The 19,084-nt window shown below is 70.2% G+C and carries 15 protein-coding genes; 12 read left to right on the forward strand and 3 right to left on the reverse strand.

The genetic code is table 11. The annotated features are described in order from the left end of the window. From STSP_RS31275 to STSP_RS31285, 3 genes are all read right to left on the reverse strand, one after another. A partial coding sequence (locus STSP_RS31275) for an NADH-quinone oxidoreductase subunit NuoE family protein (RefSeq protein ID WP_198547471.1) occupies positions 1-533 on the reverse strand: 533 nt, incomplete at its 3' end. 5 nt (positions 534-538) lie between these two features. Continuing rightward, complete coding sequence (locus tag STSP_RS31280; protein ID WP_067284383.1) at positions 539-2,479, reverse strand: molybdopterin oxidoreductase family protein; 1,941 nt, start codon at positions 2,477-2,479, stop codon at positions 539-541. Then, positions 2,476-3,453, reverse strand: coding sequence for a 2-dehydropantoate 2-reductase (locus tag STSP_RS31285; RefSeq protein ID WP_067284384.1), 978 nt, complete (start codon positions 3,451-3,453; stop codon positions 2,476-2,478). The genes STSP_RS31280 and STSP_RS31285 overlap by 4 nt, the downstream gene beginning before the upstream one ends. A 201-nt stretch (positions 3,454-3,654) precedes the next feature. Between STSP_RS31285 and STSP_RS31290 the strand changes: the two genes are divergently transcribed. The 12 genes from STSP_RS31290 to STSP_RS31340 all read left to right on the forward strand — a co-directional run bounded on the left by STSP_RS31290 (position 3,655) and on the right by STSP_RS31340 (position 19,036). Next, positions 3,655-4,992: an OFA family MFS transporter gene (locus STSP_RS31290; protein WP_067284385.1), complete on the forward strand. Its 1,338-nt coding sequence runs from the start codon at positions 3,655-3,657 to the stop codon at positions 4,990-4,992. Then, positions 4,958-5,119: an MFS transporter small subunit gene (locus STSP_RS39805; protein ID WP_198547469.1), complete on the forward strand. Its 162-nt coding sequence runs from the start codon at positions 4,958-4,960 to the stop codon at positions 5,117-5,119. Before STSP_RS31290 ends, STSP_RS39805 begins: the two co-directional genes overlap by 35 nt. Positions 5,120-5,312: 193 nt before the next feature. Beyond that, entirely contained in the window at positions 5,313-6,260 is a 948-nt protein-coding gene (locus STSP_RS31295) for a beta-ketoacyl-ACP synthase III (RefSeq protein ID WP_067284386.1), read from the forward strand. Positions 6,261-6,467: 207 nt separating this feature from the next. Next, positions 6,468-7,145 carry a GntR family transcriptional regulator gene (locus STSP_RS31300; RefSeq protein WP_067284387.1) on the forward strand — a complete coding sequence of 226 codons (678 nt, stop codon included), beginning with the start codon at positions 6,468-6,470 and terminating at the stop codon, positions 7,143-7,145. A 228-nt stretch (positions 7,146-7,373) separates the two neighbouring features. After that, positions 7,374-8,555: an ROK family transcriptional regulator gene (locus tag STSP_RS31305; RefSeq protein ID WP_067284388.1), complete on the forward strand. Its 1,182-nt coding sequence runs from the start codon at positions 7,374-7,376 to the stop codon at positions 8,553-8,555. A gap of 199 nt (positions 8,556-8,754) precedes the next feature. Continuing rightward, positions 8,755-10,329 (forward strand): sugar ABC transporter ATP-binding protein, encoded by a 1,575-nt coding sequence (locus tag STSP_RS31310; protein ID WP_067284389.1) that lies wholly within the window; start codon positions 8,755-8,757, stop codon positions 10,327-10,329. After that, positions 10,326-11,384 (forward strand): ABC transporter permease, encoded by a 1,059-nt coding sequence (locus STSP_RS31315; RefSeq protein ID WP_067284390.1) that lies wholly within the window; start codon positions 10,326-10,328, stop codon positions 11,382-11,384. Before STSP_RS31310 ends, STSP_RS31315 begins: the two co-directional genes overlap by 4 nt. 17 nt (positions 11,385-11,401) lie before the next feature. After that, positions 11,402-12,448: a substrate-binding domain-containing protein gene (locus STSP_RS31320; protein WP_067284517.1), complete on the forward strand. Its 1,047-nt coding sequence runs from the start codon at positions 11,402-11,404 to the stop codon at positions 12,446-12,448. A 48-nt stretch (positions 12,449-12,496) separates the two neighbouring features. Continuing rightward, on the forward strand, positions 12,497-13,783 hold the full coding sequence (locus tag STSP_RS31325; protein ID WP_067284391.1) for a Gfo/Idh/MocA family protein: 1,287 nt from the start codon (positions 12,497-12,499) through the stop codon (positions 13,781-13,783). 12 nt (positions 13,784-13,795) lie between these two features. Beyond that, complete coding sequence (locus tag STSP_RS31330) at positions 13,796-14,800, forward strand: sugar phosphate isomerase/epimerase family protein (protein WP_067284392.1); 1,005 nt, start codon at positions 13,796-13,798, stop codon at positions 14,798-14,800. Positions 14,801-15,122: 322 nt separating this feature from the next. Further along, positions 15,123-17,600: a PQQ-dependent sugar dehydrogenase gene (locus STSP_RS31335; RefSeq protein ID WP_107441462.1), complete on the forward strand. Its 2,478-nt coding sequence runs from the start codon at positions 15,123-15,125 to the stop codon at positions 17,598-17,600. A 14-nt stretch (positions 17,601-17,614) separates the two neighbouring features. Further along, positions 17,615-19,036: a ThuA domain-containing protein gene (locus tag STSP_RS31340; protein ID WP_078067652.1), complete on the forward strand. Its 1,422-nt coding sequence runs from the start codon at positions 17,615-17,617 to the stop codon at positions 19,034-19,036. Positions 19,037-19,084: the final 48 nt, after the last annotated feature.

Genomic DNA, 19,084 nt, shown 5'->3' on the forward strand with positions numbered 1-19,084 from the left:
GTTTCGGGAAGGGGCGGGTTAGGGGAGAAGCCCCCCGCCGCAGGCGCCCCCGCCCGCACCACCAACGCCGCAGGCGCCCGCTCACACAACCCCAGGCAAGGGCTCCGCTCAACCGAGACCCCGCTCCCCGGCCCCAGCCGCGCCTCCACCCCGGCGCACACCTCCGCCGCCCCGGCGGCCGCGCACGCGATGTCCGTACACACGTGCAGGACAGTCGCCGCCCGCGGCTGCACCGAGAACATCGAGTAGAACGTGGCGACCCCGTACGCCTCCGCCGGCGGCACCGTAAGCCGCCGGCACAGGTAGTCGAGGGCGCCCTCGCTGATCCACCCCACGCGGTCGTTGACCGCGTGCAGCCCCGGCAACAGCAGATCGCGCCGCTCCCGTGCCTCGCGGCCCCCGCGCGCCCACCTCAGGTCGGCGTCGGAGCGGTCGTCCGCGCCCTCCCAGGAGGACTCCGGCGGGCCCAACAGTGCGTCCACCGCCGCCCGTTCGTCGTCCGTCGGTTTGCTGTCGCCGAAGTGCAGGTCCACTTGCGTCACCTCACGATGGTCGCGACGGGGAGCTTCTCGATACGGATCGCCGACGCCTTGAACTCCGCCGTCCCCGCGATCGGGCAGTTGGCCTCGATCGTCAGCTGGTTGGTGTCCACCTCGTCGGGAAAGTGCATGGTCATGAAGGCGAGTCCGGGACGCAGACCCGGGTCGACCCACACGGGCGCCACGACCGACCCCCGCCGCGAGGACACCCGGACCTCCTCGCCCACCACGACCCCGTACCGCTCCGCGTCCTCCGGGCACAGCTCCACGTACTCGCCGCGCCGCAGCGGAGAGGCGAAACCGCCGCTCTGCACGCCGGTGTTGTACGAGTCGAGGCGCCGCCCGGTCGTCAGGCGGATGGGGAACTCCTCGTCGGTGAGGTCCACCGGCGGATCGTGCTGGACAAGCCCGAAGGGCGCGAGCCGTCCGCGCCGTGCCGGATCCGGGTCCCACAACCGGCCGTGCAGATACGTCGGTTCAAGCCTCTCCGTGTCGCGGCACGGCCACTGGATACCCTGGTGCTCCTCCAGCCGCTCGTACGTCATGCCGTAGTGGTCAGGGGACACCGACCGCAGCTCGTTCCAGACCGACTCCGCGTCCGCGTACTTCCAGTCGTGGCCCAGACGCGCCGCCAGGTCGCAGATGATGTCGATGTCCCCGCGGGCCTCGCCCGGTGGGTCGACCGCCTTCCGTACGCGCTGAACGCGCCGCTCGCTGTTCGTCGTCGTGCCGTCCGTCTCGGCCCAGCCCGCCGTGGCCGGGAGGACCACATCCGCCAACTCCGCCGTCTTCGTCAGGAAGATGTCCTGCACCACCAGGAAGTCCAGCGCCCTCAGCCGCCGGATCGCCTGCTCGCTGTCCGCCTCCGACTGCGCCGGGTTCTCACCGATGCAGTAGACGGCCCTGAGCGAGCCCTCCTCCATGGATTCGAACATCTCCGTCAGGTTCAGCCCGTAGTGCGGCTGGATCACGGTGTCCCACGCCGACTCGAACTTCAGCCGGACGTCCGGGTCGAGGATGTCCTGGAAGCCGGGCAGGCGGTTGGGGATCGCGCCCATGTCGCCGCCGCCCTGCACGTTGTTCTGCCCGCGCAGGGGCTGCAGGCCCGAGCCGTACCGGCCGACGTGCCCGGTCAGCAGCGACAGGTTGATCAACGCCCGCACGTTGTCCGTGCCGTTGTGGTGCTCCGTGATGCCCAGCGTCCAGCACAGCTGGGCCCGCTCGGCACGGGCGTACGCGTGCGCCAGCTCCCGTATCGCCGCCGCCGGAACACCCGTCACCTTCTCGGCGAGTGACAGCGTCCACGGCTCGACCAGCTGTGCGTACTCCTCAAAACCCGTCGTCGCGCGCTCGATGAACGCGTGGTTCGCGAGGCCCGCGTGGATGATCTCCCTCCCGATCGCGTGCGCCATCGGGATGTCCGTGCCGACGTTCAGCCCTAGCCAGCTCTCCGCCCACTCGGCGGTGCTCGTACGCCGCGGGTCGACCGCGTACATCCGGGCGCCGTTCCGGATGCCCTTCAGCACGTGCTGGAAGAAGATCGGGTGTGCGAAGCGGGCGTTGGAGCCCCACATCACGATGAGATCGGTGTGCTCGATCTCCTCGTACGACGACGTGCCACCGCCCGAGCCGAACGCGGCCGAGAGGCCGGCGACGCTCGGGGCGTGGCAGGTGCGGTTGCAGGAGTCGACGTTGTTCGTGCCCATCACGACGCGCGTGAACTTCTGCGCGACATAGTTCATCTCGTTGGTGGCCCGGGCGCACGAGAACATCCCGAACGCGCCTCGCGCGGCCCGCAGTCCGTCGGCGGCCCGGGTCAGCGCCTCGTCCCAGGTGGCGCGGCGGAACGGCTCGTCGCGGGAGTCCCGGACGAGGGGATGGGTCAGCCGGGTGTACGTCTTGGGGGCTCCGCGGCCCCTCTTGGTCGCCCTGGTGCTCATGCCGCGCTCCTCATGCGGTCGGCCAGCAGGTCCGAGATGGCGTGGACGGTACGGAGCGTCGGCACCGGCACATCGGTGATCTCCGCCAGTTCCACGACGGCCGCGAGCAGCACGTCGAGTTCGAGCGGTTTGCCGCGCTCCAGGTCCTGGAGAGTGGAGGTGCGGTGGTCGCCGACGCGCTCCGCGCCCGCGAGGCGCCGCTCGATGGAGACGCCCGGCTTGCAGCCCAGCGCCTCGGCGACCGCGAGAGTCTCGGCCATCATGATCTCGATGACCCGGCGGGTGCCGCCGTGCAGGCACATCTGGCGCATGGTGGCGCGGGCGAGCGCGCTGATCGGGTTGAAGGAGATGTTGCCGAGCAGCTTGACCCAGATGTCGCCCCGCAGGTCCGGCTCGACGGGACACTTGAGGCCGCCGGCCTGCATTGCCTCACTGAAGGCCAGGCAGCGCTCGGACACCGAGCGGTCCGGTTCGCCGATGGAGAAGCGGGTGCCCTCCAAGTGGCGTACGACGCCGGGGCCTTCGAGTTCGGTCGCCGCGTACACGACGCAGCCGATGGCCCGTTCAGGCGCGAGCACCGCACTGACCGCGCCGTCGGGGTCCACACTCTCGATGCGCTGACCGTCGTAGGGGCCGCCGTGCCGGTGGAAGTACCACCAGGGGATGCCGTTCTGGGCGGCTATGACGGCCGTGTCCTGGTGCAGCAGCGGCTCGATCAGCGGCCCGCACGCCGCGTACGAGTTGGCCTTGAGCCCCAGGAAGACGAAGTCGACCGGGCCGATCTCGGCCGGGTCGTCCGTGGCATGGGCGCGCGCGGTGAAATCGCCGCGCGGGCTGAGGACCTGCACTCCGTGCTGCCTCATGGCCGCGAGATGCGGTCCACGGGCGACGAGATGCACGTCGGCGCCTGCGCGGTGCAGCGCGGCCCCGACGTAGGCGCCGATCGCACCGGCGCCGAGAACTGCGACTTTCACTTGGGGAGCTCCGTTCGGTCGAGGGTACCGAGGAACTGCCGAACTCTGTCGACGGAATATTGTCTACAGTATGGGAGTTGGGGCAGCAAGGGTTCGCGCAGCAGCTGCGACGGCTCTTGGGCAAGGCATTGCATACCGTCGACGGGTTCGTGTCCCCGAACACCTTCCCAAGTCCTGTACGCCTTCCTATCGTTCGGGATCATGAGTCCACCCCTCGCCCCAACCGGCTGGAGCCGCTGGCTCGTTCCGCCCGCCGCCCTGTCGGTTCACCTCTCCATCGGCCAGGCCTACGCCTGGAGCGTCTTCAAACCCCCGCTGGAGTCCGCGCTCGGCCTCAGCGGCACCCAGAGCGCCCTGCCCTTCCAGCTCGGCATCGTCATGCTGGGCCTGTCCGCCGCGTTCGGCGGCACGCTCGTGGAGCGCAACGGGCCGCGCTGGGCGATGACGGTCGCGCTGTGCTGCTTCTCCTCCGGCTTCCTGCTCTCCGCGCTCGGCGCCGCCACCGAGCAGTACTGGCTGATCGTGCTCGGGTACGGCTTCGTCGGCGGCATCGGCCTCGGCATCGGCTACATCTCGCCCGTCTCGACGCTGATCAAGTGGTTCCCGGACAGGCCCGGCATGGCCACCGGCATCGCCATCATGGGCTTCGGCGGCGGCGCCCTCATCGCCTCGCCCTGGTCGGCACAGATGCTCGAGTCCTTCGGCGCGGACCCTTCCGGCATCGCGCTCGCCTTCCTCGTGCACGGCCTGACGTATGCCGTCTTCATGTCCCTGGGCGTGCTGCTCGTACGCGTGCCGCGTCCCGACTCGCGGCCCACCCCTTCGGGACCGTCCCCGATCGAGGGCGTCCAGGTCTCGGCGCGCAATGCCGTACGCACCCCGCAGTTCTGGTGTCTGTGGGTCGTGCTGTGCATGAACGTGACCGCGGGCATCGGCATCCTGGAGAAGGCCGCGCCCATGATCACCGACTTCTTCGCGGACACGGACACACCGGTGTCAGTCTCCGCGGCGGCCGGATTCGTGGCGCTGCTGTCGGCGGCCAACATGGCCGGGCGCATCGGCTGGTCCTCGACCTCGGACCTCATCGGCCGCAAGAACATCTACCGGCTGTACCTGGGCGTAGGTGCCGTGATGTACCTGCTGATCACGCAGTTCGGTGACTCGTCCAAGCCCCTGTTCATCATCTGCGCGCTGGTCATCCTCTCCTTCTACGGCGGCGGATTCGCCACGATCCCCGCCTATCTGAAGGACCTCTTCGGCACCTATCAGGTGGGTGCCATCCACGGCCGGCTGCTCACCGCCTGGTCCACCGCCGGCGTCCTCGGCCCGCTCATCGTCAACTGGGTCGCCGACAGCCAGGAAGAGGCGGGAAAGCACGGCGCAGGCCTCTACGGCCTGTCGCTCACCATCATGATCGGCCTGCTCGTCGTCGGCTTCGTCGCCAACGAGCTCGTACGCCCCGTCCACCCCCGTCACCACATCCCCGCCCCGAGGGAGGCAGCCGATGACGACACCGTCCGGGACCAGCAGTCCGCCTAGTCCGCCTGGTCGGCCTGGTCCGAGCCGCCGCGGGCTGATCGTCTTCGCCTGGCTGTGGGTGGGCCTGCCGCTCGCCTACGGGATCTACGAGCTGGTGCGGAAGGCGACGCAGCTGTTCACCGGCTGAGGCCCCGGCCTCCGGCGATCCGAGGAGGGGCGCCCCGCGCCGTACGGTATGCGGCTGTGCGGCATGCGGCTGTACGGCATGAGGGAAACCGACAAGTGGGACGCCCCAATCCTGTCGCTTTACGTCACCTCGTACCCGTGAGTCGCTTACCAGACTGGTGAGTCCCGTATCTCCGCCACGAGGGGGCTCGCCCATGAACGGCTCACGCATCGCCGCGGTCGGCCATTACCAGCCCGCCCAGGTGCTCACCAACGAGGACCTGGCGGGCATGGTCGACACGAGCGACGAGTGGATCAGGTCCCGGGTGGGCATCCGCACCCGCCATGTAGCCGGCCCCGACGAGCCCGTCGACGAACTGGCCGCGCACGCCGGCGCCAAGGCACTCGCGGGCGCGGGCCTGGCTCCGGGCGACATCGACCTGGTGCTGGTCGCCACCTCCACGGCCGAGGACCGCTCTCCGAACATGGCCGCGCGGGTCGCTGCCCGCCTCGGCATCCCGTCCCCGGCCGCCATGGACGTCAACGTCGTCTGCGCGGGCTTCACGCATGCGCTCGCCACGGCCGACCACGCCGTACGGGCCGGGGCGTCCGAGCGCGCACTTGTCATCGGCGCGGACAAGATGTCCGCCGTGACCGACTGGAGTGACCGCACCACCTGCGTCCTCGTCGGTGACGGCGCGGGGGCCGCCGTCGTCGAGGCGAGCGCCCCGGGCGCCGAGCCCGGCATCGGGCCGGTGCTGTGGGGCTCCGTGCCCGGCATGGGCCACGCCGTACGGATCGAGGGCACCCCGCCGCGCTTCGCGCAGGAGGGGCAGAGCGTCTACCGGTGGGCCACCACCCAGCTCCCGCCCATCGCCCGCCAGGCGTGCGAACGTGCGGGGATCGCGCCCGAGGACCTGGCCGGGGTCGTGCTGCACCAGGCGAACCTCAGGATCATCGAGCCGCTCGCCGAGAAGATCGGTGCCGTGAACGCCGTCGTCGCCCGCGACGTCGTCGACTCCGGCAACACGTCGGCAGCGAGCATTCCGCTCGCCCTGTCCAAGCTGGTGGAGCGCGGCGAGATCGGGACCGGGGATCCGGTGCTGCTCTTCGGCTTCGGCGGGAATCTGTCGTACGCCGGGCAGGTGGTCCGCTGCCCGTGAGTCCGCTGCCTCTGAGTCTCCTGCTCGTGAGTCCGCCGCCTCTGAGTTTCCTGCCGCGAGGCGGTGAGAGGTCGGCCGGTGGGGGCAGCCAGAGCGGGGTGTGATGTGCCCAACCTGCTCTGGTACTGGCCATTGTGCTCAGTAGACTGTAGACGAAAGCCAATTGACGTCACGCTGGCTTGTCCGCCGCCCAGGAGGGGGACCGCGATGTTGTCCACAGGACTGCCGCAGGGAGCGGTGCCCAGGCTCGAGCGGCCAGGACCCCTCCGCGACCGGGTCTACGAGGCGCTGCTCGAACTGATCACGACGCGCGCCCTGCAGCCCGGCCAGCACCTTGTCGAGAGCGAACTGGCCGGGCATCTCGGTGTCTCGCGGCAGCCGGTGCGCGAGGCCCTGCAGCGGCTCAACACCGAGGGCTGGGTCGATCTGCGGCCCGCGCAGGGCGCGTTCGTGCACGAGCCGACGGAGGACGAGGCGGACCAGCTCCTCACCGTGCGTACGCTGCTGGAGGCCGAGGCCGCGCGGCTGGCCGCCGCCAACGCCGGCACCGCGGGGATCAGCGCACTGGAAGAGCTCTGCGCGACGGGCGAGCAGGCCGTCGAGGACGGCGACGTGGACCTGGTGGTGGCGACCAACGCCGCGTTCCACGCCAAGGTCATGGAGCTGGCGGGCAACATCGTCCTGGCCGAGCTGGCAGGTCAGGTCGACCGGCGCGTCCGCTGGTACTACACGCCGGTCGCCCGGCAGCGCGGCAAGCAGTCCTGGATCGAGCACCGCAATCTGATCGCGGCGATCTCGGCCCGCGACGAACAACGCGCCACGGAGATCATGCGCGCCCATACGGAGCACACGCGCAAGACGTATCACGCGCGCGAGAAGTCCTGAGCGCGGAACGGCCGGGACGCCGGGGCCGCCGACCGCATGGCGGTGGGGCGGCACCGAGAAGCGGCCAGTGGGCGGGCCGCTGGGTCAGCCAGGGCTTTGTCCTGTAACTGGAAAAAGTGGTGGGCCATTGCTGCTCAACTTCTTCCCACTCTCGGCGGGCGCTGCTACGTTCCCCTCGAAAGCCCGACAGAGACAGGCCGATGAGGCGGGGAGGGGCACGTGAGACGTATGACGGCTCGGCCCGCGAACGCACATCAGGCGCGACTGCTGCGGCTGTTGCGTGACGGCGGCCCCAACTCGCGGGCGCAGCTGGGCGATCAGATCGATCTGTCCCGCTCCAAGCTCGCGGTCGAGGTGGACCGGCTCCTCGAGACCGGGCTCGTCGTCGCCGACGGGCTGGCCGCCTCGCGCGGCGGCCGCCGCTCCCACAACATCCGCCTCGCACCCGCCCTGCGCTTCCTCGGCGTCGACATCGGCGCCACGTCGATCGACGTCGCCGTGACCAACGCGGAGCTGGAGGTGCTCGGGCACATCAACCAGCCCATGGACGTACGCGAGGGCCCGGTCGCGGTCTTCGAGCAAGTGCTCGCCATGGCAGCGAAGTTGAAGGCCTCCGGGCTTGCCGAAGAGTTCGACGGAGCGGGCATCGGCGTGCCCGGACCGGTCCGCTTCCCCGAGGGCGTGCCGGTCGCGCCGCCGATCATGCCGGGCTGGGACGGCTTTCCCGTACGCGAAGCCCTCAGCCAGGAACTCGGCTGCCCCGTCCTGGTCGACAACGACGTGAACCTCATGGCGATGGGAGAGCAGCACGCGGGAGTGGCACGCTCGGTGGGCGACTTCCTCTGCATCAAGATCGGTACGGGCATCGGCTGCGGCATCGTCGTCGGAGGCCAGGTCTACCGCGGTACGACAGGCAGCGCCGGCGACATCGGCCACATCCAGGTCGAACCGGACGGGCGGGCCTGCGCCTGCGGCAACCGGGGCTGCCTGGAGGCCCACTTCAGTGGCGCCGCCCTCGCCCGTGACGCCGAGGAGGCCGCCCAGCAGGGACGCTCGCCCGAGCTCGCGACCCGCTTCGAGGCGGCCGGGCGGCTCACCGCCGCGGACGTGGCCGCCGCGGCCGCCGCCGGCGACGCCACCGCGCTCGGCCTCATCCGCGAAGGCGGCAACCGCACCGGCCAGGTCATCGCCGGACTCGTCAGCTTCTTCAACCCCGGCCTGGTGGTGATCGGCGGCGGGGTGACCGGCCTCGGCCACACGCTGCTCGCCGCTATCCGCACCCAGGTCTACCGCCAGTCGCTGCCCCTCGCGACCGGCAACCTGCCCATCGTCCTGGGTGAGTTGGGACCGGCGGCCGGAGTGACCGGCGCGGCCCGGCTCATCAGCGACCACTTGTTCTCACCGGCCTGACCGGTAGCCGTACCGGCCGCGGCCGGTACGCACACGCCCCACCTGCTAGAGCCGCACCACCAGCAGCACCCTTAGCACTGCCGAAAGCTTCGGCAGCACGGCACACCAGTACAGAGCCCTGATCCCGCCCCGCCCGACATATCAGTACTCGCCCTGAACCGCACCCGCTCACCGGCCGCACCCGCCGAGGGGACCCGTCATGGCACCAGAACCACCCCTGCTCACCATGTCCGGCATCACCAAGTCGTTCCCGGGCGTCCGCGCCCTCGACGGCGTCGACCTCGAGGTCCAGGCCGGCGAGGTCCACTGCCTGCTCGGCCAGAACGGCGCCGGGAAGTCCACACTCATCAAGGTGCTCGCCGGCGCCCACCAGCCCGACGACGGCGAGATCACCTGGCGCTCCGAGCGCGTCGTCCTCCGCTCGCCTATCGCCGCCATGCGTCTCGGCATCGCCACCATCTACCAGGAACTCGACCTGGTGGAGGGCCTGTCGGTGGCCGAGAACGTCTTCCTCGGCCACGAGCCGACCGCGGCGGGATTCGTCGTACGAGGACGGGAGGCCCGCGCCCGGGCAGCGGCCCTTCTCAAGCGGCTCGGGCATCCGGAGGTCGACCCGGCCCGGCTCGTCGGCGACCTCTCCGCCGCCCAGCAGCAGATCGTCTCGATGGCGCGGGCGCTCTCCCACGACGTACGCCTCATCGTCATGGACGAGCCGTCCGCCGCCCTCGATCCCGACGAGGTCGACAACCTCTTCCGTATCGTCCGCGATCTGACGGCCGACGGTGTCGCCGTCGTCTACATCTCCCACCGCCTCGAGGAGATCCGCACGATCGGCGACCGCGTCACCGTACTCAAGGACGGCCGGGCCGTCGCGGTCGGACTGCCTGCAAAATCCACCCCGACCAGGGATGTCGTCGCCCTGATGACCGGCCGCAACGTCGAGTACGTGTTCCCCGACCGGCCGCCTACCTCCGCCGGGGCGGCGCGTCCCGACCCCGTACTGACCGTCCAAGGCCTCGCCCGCGACGGCGAGTTCGCGCCCCTCGACCTCGAGCTGTACCCCGGCGAGATCGTCGGGCTCGCCGGGCTTGTCGGCTCCGGGCGCTCGGAGATCCTGGAGACCGTCTACGGGGCGCGCAAGCCGAGTGCGGGCCGGGTGCTGGTCGATGGGAAACCGCTGAAGCCCGGGAGCGTACGGGCCGCCGTCCGCGCCGGGCTCGGGCTCGCACCGGAGGAGCGCAAGGCGCAGGCCCTGCTGATGCTCGAGTCCGTCACCCGCAATGTGTCGGTCTCCTCCATGTCCCGCTTCTCGCACGGAGGTTGGCTGGACCGGGCCGGCGAATTCGCCGCGGCGCGGAAGGCCACGCGGGAGCTGTCGCTGCGCCCCGACAACCCGTCGGTCCCGGTGCGGACCCTCTCCGGCGGCAACCAGCAGAAGGCCGTACTCGCCCGCTGGCTGCTGCGCGGCTGCCGCGTCCTGCTGCTCGACGAGCCCACCCGGGGTGTCGACGTGGGCGCCCGCGCCGAGTTGTACGCCGTCATTCGGCGGCTTGCCGACGACGGCCTCGCCGTCCTCCTCGTGTCCAGCGAAGTACCCGAGGTCCTCGGGCTCGCCGACCGTGTGCTGGTGCTCCGCGAGGGCCACGTCGTGCACACGGCGCCCGCCCGGGAGCTCGACGAACACCGCGTACTCGACCTCGTGATGGAAGGAAGCTCCGTGAGCCCGGTGACCGCCGCACACCCCGTGACCGCGGAAGGGAGTCCGACGTCATGACGCAGCCCGCCTCTCCGGCGCAGCAGGGTCAGCAGGACGCACGGCCCCGGCCCGATTCCAGTCCCGGCACCCGCAAGTCCGGCCAGACGGACGGCGGGAGCCCGCTCCGCACCCTGTGGGCGCGCGCCGACATCCGCACCTTGTCACTGCTCGGCGTGCTCGCCGCGCTGATCGTCGTCGGCGGCATCACCAAGCCCGACGAGTTCCTGGACACCAGGAACCTCCAGCTCGTCCTCACCCAGTCGTCCGTCATCGGTGTCGTCACGGTCGGCATGACGTTCGTCATCACATCCGGGGGCATCGACCTGTCCGTGGGGGCGATCGTCGCGCTCGCCTCGGTGTGGGCCACGACCGTCGCCACGCAGGAGTACGGCTTCGGGGGCATCCTCTTCACCTCGGTGCTCGTCGGTGTCGGCTGCGGACTGGTGAACGGGCTGCTCATCGCGTACGGCGGCATGGTGCCGTTCATCGCGACGCTCGCCATGCTCGCCTCCGCCCGTGGCCTGGCCCTGCAGATCACCGAGGGCAGGACGCAGGTCGTCACCGTCGACGGGATCCTCGGTCTCGGGGAGCGCGACTCGTACATCCTCGGCGTTCCGCCGCTGGTCCTCGTGTTCGCCGCCGTCACGGTCATCGGATGGCTGGTGCTCAACCGCACCACCTTCGGCCGGCGCACCGTCGCCGTCGGCGGCAACGCGGAGGCGGCGCGGCTGGCCGGCATCGACGTACGCCGTCAGCGCCTCTATCTCTATCTGCTGTCCGGGCTGTGCTGCGGCATCGCCGCGTTCCTGCTGATCATCCTGTCCGGCTCGGGCCAGAACACCAACGGCAATCTCTACGAACTCGACGCCATCGCCGCAGCGATCATCGGCGGGACCCTGCTCAGCGGCGGCCGGGGCACCATCACCGGCTCCGTCCTGGGCGTGCTGATCTTCACCACGATCACCAACATCTTCGCCCTCAACAACCTGCAGACCGACGTCCAGCAGATCGCCAAGGGCGCGATCATCGTCGCCGCCGTGCTGGTCCAGCGCCGTACCGCAAGCACGACCTGAGGAAAGGGATGACCGCCATGCCAGAGCTCACCAGTCGCAGAGGACTGCTGTTCGGCACCGCCGCCGTGTCGGCCGGTGCCCTCCTCACCGCCTGCACCAGCAATGAACCCAGCTCCAAAGAAGGAGAGTCCGCCGCGAACGACCAGCCGGTCGCGGACGACAAGCCCGGCAAGGAGGTCACCATCGGCTTCGCGGGCCCGCAGGCCGACCACGGCTGGCTGAACGCGATCAACGACAACGCCAAGAAGCGGGCCGAGAAGTACGAGGACGTGACGCTGGAGATCACCGAGGGCTCCAACGACACCGCGGCCCAGATCGGCCAGATCGAGACGCTGATCAACAAGAAGGTCGACGTCCTGGTGGTCCTCCCGGCCGACGGCAAGGCGCTCACGCAGGTCGGTCTGAAGGCCATGCGCGCGGGCATCCCCGTCGTCAACCTCGACCGGATCTTCAACACCCCGCAGGCGTACCGCTGCTGGATCGGCGGCGACAACTACGGCATGGGCCTGAGCGCAGGTCACTACATCGGCGAGAAGCTCAAGGACAAGAAGAACGCCCGCGTCGTGGAGCTCGCCGGGCTCGACAACCTGGAGCTGACGAAGCAGCGCACCCAGGGCTTCGACGACGCGCTGAAGAACTACCCGAACATCAGGAAGGTGGCGCGCCAGGCCGCCGAGTTCACCGTCGAGTCGGGCCAGTCCAAGATGGCCCAGCTGCTGCAGGCCCAGTCGAAGTTCGACGCCCTGTGGAACCACGACGACGACCAGGGCGTCGGGGCACTGCGCGCCATCGAGCAGGCGGGCCGCGACGACTTCCTGATGGTCGGTGGTGCGGGCGCGCTCTCGGCCTTCCAGGCGATCGAGGCCGACAACAGCGTGCTCAAGGCCACCGTGCTGTATCCGCCGACCATGGCCGCTTCGGCGATCGATCTGGCGCGTGCGCTCGGGCAGTCCAAGGGCGTGTCCGGCCTGGCGGAGTTCGAGATCCCGGCCTCTCTCACTCTCTACTCGGCCGTCGTCGACAAGGACAACGTCGACCAGTACATGTCCACCGGCTTCAAGTGATGCGTACGCCCGCCCCCACAGAGCGTCGACCACAAGGAGGAAATCCGTATGGGACAGCCGGAGGAGCCCGAGAGCGGGCCCGGCACGGGAGCCGGTGCCGGCTCCAGGAAGCGCCGAATCGGCGTGGGCATGGTCGGATACGCGTTCATGGGTGCCGCCCACTCCCAGGGGTGGCGCACCGTGGGGCGCGTCTTCGACCTGCCGTGCCGGCCTGAGATGGCGGCCGTCTGCGGGCGGGACGGGGACGCCGTACGGGCGGCGGCCGACCGGCTCGGCTGGGCGGCCGCGGAGACCGACTGGCGGGACCTGATCGCCCGCGACGACGTCGACCTCGTCGACATCTGCACCCCTGGCGACAGCCATGCGGAGATCGCCGTGGCAGCGCTCGCGGCGGGCAAGCACGTGCTGTGCGAGAAGCCGCTGGCCAACACGGTCGAGGAGGCCGAGGCGATGGCCGCGGCCGCCGAGCAGGCACGGGCCCGCGGCCAGGTCGCCATGGTCGGCTTCAACTACCGGCGCCTGCCAGCCACCGCGCTGGCCCGGCAGATGGTCGCCGAGGGCCGGCTGGGCGCCCTGCGGCACGTGCGCGTCACGTATCTGCAGGACTGGCTGGTCGACCCCGGTTTCCCGCTCACCTGGCGGCTGCAGCGGGAGGTCGCGGGATCGGGGGCGCTCGGCGATCTGGGTGCGCACATCGTCGATCTCGCACAGCATCTGGCGGGTGAACCCCTCGTCGGCGTCTCGGCGCTCACCGAGACCTTCGTACGGGAGCGGCCGCTGCCCGCCGGGGCATCGTCGGGGCTCAGCGCGGCGGGCGGCAGCGGTGGCGGACTCGGCGCCGTGACGGTCGACGACGCGGCGCTGTTCACGGGCCGGTTCGCCTCGGGGGCGCTCGCCTCCTTCGAGGCCACCCGGTTCGCCACCGGCCGCAAGAACGCCCTGCGTCTGGAGCTCAACGGCGAACGCGGCTCACTCGCCTTCGACCTGGAACGGCTCAACGAACTGTCATTCCACGACCACACCGAGCCCGGTGTGACAGCGGGCTTCCGCCGCATCCTCGTCACCGAGCCCGACCATCCGTATCTGGAGGCCTGGTGGCCGCCGGGCCACGGTCTCGGCTACGAGCACTCCTTTGTGCACCAGGCCCGCGACCTGGTGACCGCCATCGCCACGGGCGTCGCGCCGGAACCCTCCTTCGCGGACGGCCTTCAGGTGCAGCGTGTACTGGCGGCGGTGGAGGAGAGCGCGGCGAAGAACGCGGTGTACACGCCCGTCGTCCCCCCGGCCACGGACACGGATTCCGATTCCCCTGCTCCCTCAGCTTCATCGGTCTAGGAGGCCTGCTTCATGCCCCGCGACTTCACCCTCTTCACCGGCCAGTGGGCGGACCTGCCGCTCGAGGAGGTCTGCCGGCTCGCCCGCGACTTCGGCTACGACGGCCTCGAACTCGCCTGCTGGGGCGATCACTTCGAGGTGGACAAGGCGCTCGCCGACGACTCGTATCTGCCATCCCGGCGGCAGCTGCTCGACAAGTACGGTCTGAAATGCCGGGCGATCTCCAACCACCTCGTCGGCCAGGCCGTGTGCGACGCGATCATCGACGAGCGGCACCAGGCGATCCTGCCCGCGCGCATCTGGGGCCACGGCGAGGCCGAGGGCGTACGGCGGCGGGCGGCGGCGGAGATGGCCGACACGGCACGGGCCGCGGCCGCGTTCGGCGTCGACACCGTCATCGGCTTCACCGGGTCGTCCATCTGGCACCTGGTCGCCATGTTCCCGCCTGCCCCCGAGCGGATGATCGAGCGCGGCTACGAGGACTTCGCCGAGCGCTGGAACCCGATCCTGGACGTCTTCGACGCGGAGGGCGTGCGGTTCGCGCACGAGGTGCACCCCAGCGAGATCGCGTACGACTACTGGACCACGCACCGCGCCCTCGAGGCCGTCGACCGGCGCCCGGCGTTCGGCCTCAACTTCGACCCGAGCCATTTCGTCTGGCAGGACCTGGACCCCGTCGGCTTCCTCTGGGACTTCCGCGACCGCATCTACCACGTCGACTGCAAGGAGGCCCGCAAGCGCCTGGACGGCCGCAACGGGCGCCTCGGTTCGCATCTGCCGTGGGGCGACCCGCGGCGCGGCTGGGACTTCGTGTCGGCCGGTCACGGCGACGTCCCCTGGGAGGACGTCTTCAGGATGCTGCGCTCCATCGGGTACGACGGGCCCATCTCCGTGGAGTGGGAGGACGCGGGCATGGACCGTCTGCAGGGTGCACCTGAGGCCCTGCAGCGCCTGAAGGCGTTCGACTTCGAACCGCCGTCGGCTTCCTTCGACGCGGCGTTCGGGAGTGGTGACTAGCCCGGCAGGGTGATCCACCGGCAGTCCTGACAGGTGCTTGATCCCCCGGCGCGGGTTCGCCGCGCCGGGGCGGTCCGGCCTGTCCGCATCACGGTTTGTCCTTCTGCAGGAAAAAGTCCAACTCGGTTCCTTCCCAAGGGCTTTCGGACCCGGACGAAGGTGGCTACGGTCCCTGGGGCAGAGAGCTGAAATGCACACAACATGCATGGCCCCGGGGTGACGGCGCACCCCGGCATCCCGCACTCCGTCACGTACGACCAGCCCCATCACGGAGGCATTCGTGCTCAGGAAATCCGGAAACAGCACGGGAACGAGAACGCGAATCAGCAAGCGTCCGAGACTCCGCAAGGCACTCGCACTCCTCACCGGCTCCCTCCTCGCCGGCGCCTCGCTCGCCCTCGCCGTACCGCCGGCGGGCGCCGCCGACCCCGAGGCGGACACAGCGGCGACCGCTGCGGCGGCCGCCGCAGCAGAGGACTTCCAGCAGGTCACCCTCGCCAAGGGCGAGCCCGAGGTCGGCGAGCCCATGTCCCTCGCGGTGCTCCCGGACCGCTCGGTCCTGCACACCTCACGCGACGGCGAGCTCCGCATCACCGACGCCGCGGGCAACACCCGGCTGGCCGGCAAACTCGACGTGTACGCGCACGACGAGGAGGGCCTGCAGGGCATAGGCGTCGACCCGGACTTCGCCGACAACCGCTTCATCTACCTGTACTACGCCCCGCCGCTGGACACCCCGGCGGGTGACGCGCCCGAGACCGGCACCGCGGCCGACTTCGCGCCGTTCGACGGCGTCAACCGGCTCTCCCGCTTCGTACTGAAGACGGACGGGACGCTCGACACCGCCAGCGAGACGAAGATCCTCGACGTCCCGGCTTCGCGCGGCATTTGCTGCCACGTCGGCGGCGACATCGACTTCGACGCGGCCGGCAACCTGTACCTGTCGACCGGCGACGACTCCAACCCCTTCCAGTCGGACGGTTACACGCCCATCGACGAGCGCGCAGAGCGCAACCCGGCCTTCGACGCCCAGCGCACGTCCGGCAACACCAACGACCTGCGCGGCAAGATCCTCCGGATCAAGGTGAACGCGGACGGCTCGTACTCCATCCCCGAGGGCAACCTCTTCGCGCCCGGCACGGACAAGACGCGGCCCGAGATCTACGCGATGGGCTTCCGCAACCCGTTCCGCTTCAGCGTCGACAAGGCCACCGGCATCCTGTACGTCGGCGAGTACGGCCCCGACGCGGGCGCCGCCGACCCGGCGCGCGGCCCGGCCGGACAGGTCGAGTTCGCCCGCGTCACCAAGCCCGGCAACTTCGGCTGGCCCTACTGCACCGGCAGCAACGACGCCTACGTCGACTACGACTTCGCCACCGGCACGTCAGGCGCGAGCTTCGACTGCAACGCCCCCAAGAACACATCCCCGCACAACACCGGCCTGACGGATCTGCCCCCGGCACAGCCCGCCTGGATCCCCTACAACGGCTCCTCCCTGCCCGAGTTCGGCGACGGCTCCGAATCTCCGATGGGCGGCCCGGTCTATCACTACGACGCAACGCTCGACTCGCCGGTCAAGTTCCCCGAGGCGTACGACGGTGACTTCTTCGCCGGGGAGTTCGGCCGCCGCTGGATCAAGCGCATCTCGTCGGACGCCGACGGCACCGTGCAGTCCATCAACGACATCCCGTGGTCCGGCACCCAGGTGATGGACATGGCCTTCGGGCCCGACGGTGCGCTCTACGTCCTGGACTACGGCGTCTCGTGGTTCGGCGGTGACGAGAACTCGGCCCTGTACCGCATCGAGAACGCCACCGACGGGCACTCGCCGACCCCGCAGGCCGCCGCCGACCGCACCTCGGGGCAGGCCCCGCTGAAGGTCCGCTTCTCCTCCAGCGGGACGACGGACGCGGACGGAGACGCACTCACCTACAGCTGGGACTTCGGCGACGGCTCCGCCGTATCCACCAGCGCGAACCCCTCCCACACGTACAAGAAGAACGGGGCCTACACGGCGACACTCACCGCCAAGGACCCGAGCGGACGCACCGGCAACGCGAGCGTGCAGATCGTCGTCGGCAACACGGCCCCGAAGGTGACCCTTGAACTGCCGGGCGACGGGCAGCTGTTCAGCTTCGGTGACGCCGTGCCGTTCAAGGTGAAGGTCACCGATCCGGAGGACGGCACCATCGACTGCGCCAAGGTCAAGGTCAACTTCATCCTCGGCCACGACAGCCACGGTCATCTGCTGACCTCGGCCCATGGCTGCACCGGCACCATCCAGACCGGCGCGGACGCCGGCCACGACGACGACGCCAACGTCTTCGGGGTCTTCGACGCCGAGTACACCGACGGCGGTGGTGGCGGCCAGGCCGCGCTGACCAGCCACGACCAGAACGTCGCCCAGCCCCGGCACCGCCAGGCCGAGCACTTCGGCGCCTCCGAGGGCGTCACCGTCCAGAGCCGGACGACCGCCCACGGCGCCAAGACCGTCGGCGACATCAGCAACGGCGACTGGATCGCCTTCGAGCCGTACGCCCTCTCCGACGCGACCAAGATCAGCGCTCGGGTCGCATCTGCCGGAGCAGGCGGCACCCTGGAAGTACGTGCGGGCTCTGCGAAGGGCAGGCTGCTCGGCACCGCGACCGTCCCGGCCACCGGCGGCTGGGAGGACTACCAGGACGTCACCGCAACGCTGAAGGGCGCTCCGACCGGCACCACCACGCTCTACCTCGTCTTCAAGGGCGGCAGCGGCGATGCCCTGTACGAGGTGGATGACTTCACCTTCACCACCGGCTGAGAGGAGGGTCTGCAATGCGTGCAAGAGCCCGACTGGTGACCGCCGCGGTGGGTGCCGCCCTGGTCATCGGATGTGTGTCGGGGCCGGCAGCCTCGAAGGACGCGGCCCACGGGCCAGCAGCCTCTAAGGACGCGGCCCCGGAGAAGAAGGTACTGGTCTTCTCCAAGACCGCCGGATTCCGGCACGACTCCATCCCCGACGGCATCGCCGCGGTCAGGGACCTGGGGGCGGCGCACGGCTTCGCGGTCGACGCCACGGAGGACGGGGCGGCGTTCACGTCGTCGAACCTCCGGCAGTACGACGCCGTCGTCTTCCTCTCCACGACGGGAGACGTACTGGACGCGGCCCAGCAGAGCGCCTTCGAGGACTACATCCGGCGCGGCGGCGGTTACGTGGGAATCCACGCCGCCGCCGACACCGAGTACGACTGGCCCTTCTACGGCGGTCTCGCGGGCGCGTACTTCCAGTCGCACCCCCACATCCAGCCGGCGACGGTGGACGTGGAGGACCGGGCGCACCCGGCCATGTCCCATCTGGCGGCCGCCTGGGAGCGCACGGACGAGTGGTACAACTACCGCTCCAACCCGCGGGAACACGCCCACGTCCTGGCCTCGCTCGACGAGTCGTCGTACATCGGCGGCACGATGGCCGGCGACCATCCCATCGCCTGGTGCCAGGACTACCAGGGCGGCCGTGCCTTCTATACCGGAGGCGGCCACACGAAGGAGTCGTACGCCGAGCCCGCCTTCCGGGAGCACCTGCTGGGCGGCATCCGCTGGGCCGTCGGCTCCGCGCAGGCGGACTGCCGCCCGGAGAACGGCTACACGCCGATCTTCGACGGTACGCAGGCCTCGCTGGACGGCTGGAAGCAGGCGGGGCCGGGTTCCTTCGAGCTGAACGACGGAACGCTCACCTCCGCTGGGGGCATGGGCATGCTGTGGTACGCGTCCGAGGAGCTCGGCTCGTACTCGCTCAAGCTCGACTGGAAGACGGCCGGGGACGACAACTCGGGGATCTTCGTGGGCTTCCCGGCCTCCGACGACCCGTGGTCGGCCGTGAACAACGGCTACGAGATCCAGATCGACGCGACCGACGTGCCCGAGAAGACCACGGGCTCGGTCTACGGTTTCCAGTCCGCCGACCTCAGGAAGCGTGACCGCGCCCTGAATCCGGCGGGGGAGTGGAACACGTACGAGATCCGCGTCGAGGGCGAGCGGCTGCGCGTGTGGCTCAACGGGGTGAAGATCAACGACTTCACCAACACCGATCCCGCGCGGAGCCTCAAGGACGGCCACATCGGCATCCAGAACCACGGTGCCGAGGACCAGGTCTCGTTCCGCAACATCCGGATCAAGGAGCTCAGCACCGGCGAGGAGCTCCGGGGCGGGGAGCTCCGGGGCGAGGCGCGTCCGGAACTGCCCGTGAAGGGCGACTAGACGGCGGCGGGCGGGGGACGCCGGACCCCCGCCCGCCGTCACTGCTCC

It is taken from the genome of Streptomyces jeddahensis, from assembly GCF_001642995.1.
Classification (GTDB): Bacteria; Actinomycetota; Actinomycetes; order Streptomycetales; family Streptomycetaceae; genus Streptomyces; species Streptomyces jeddahensis.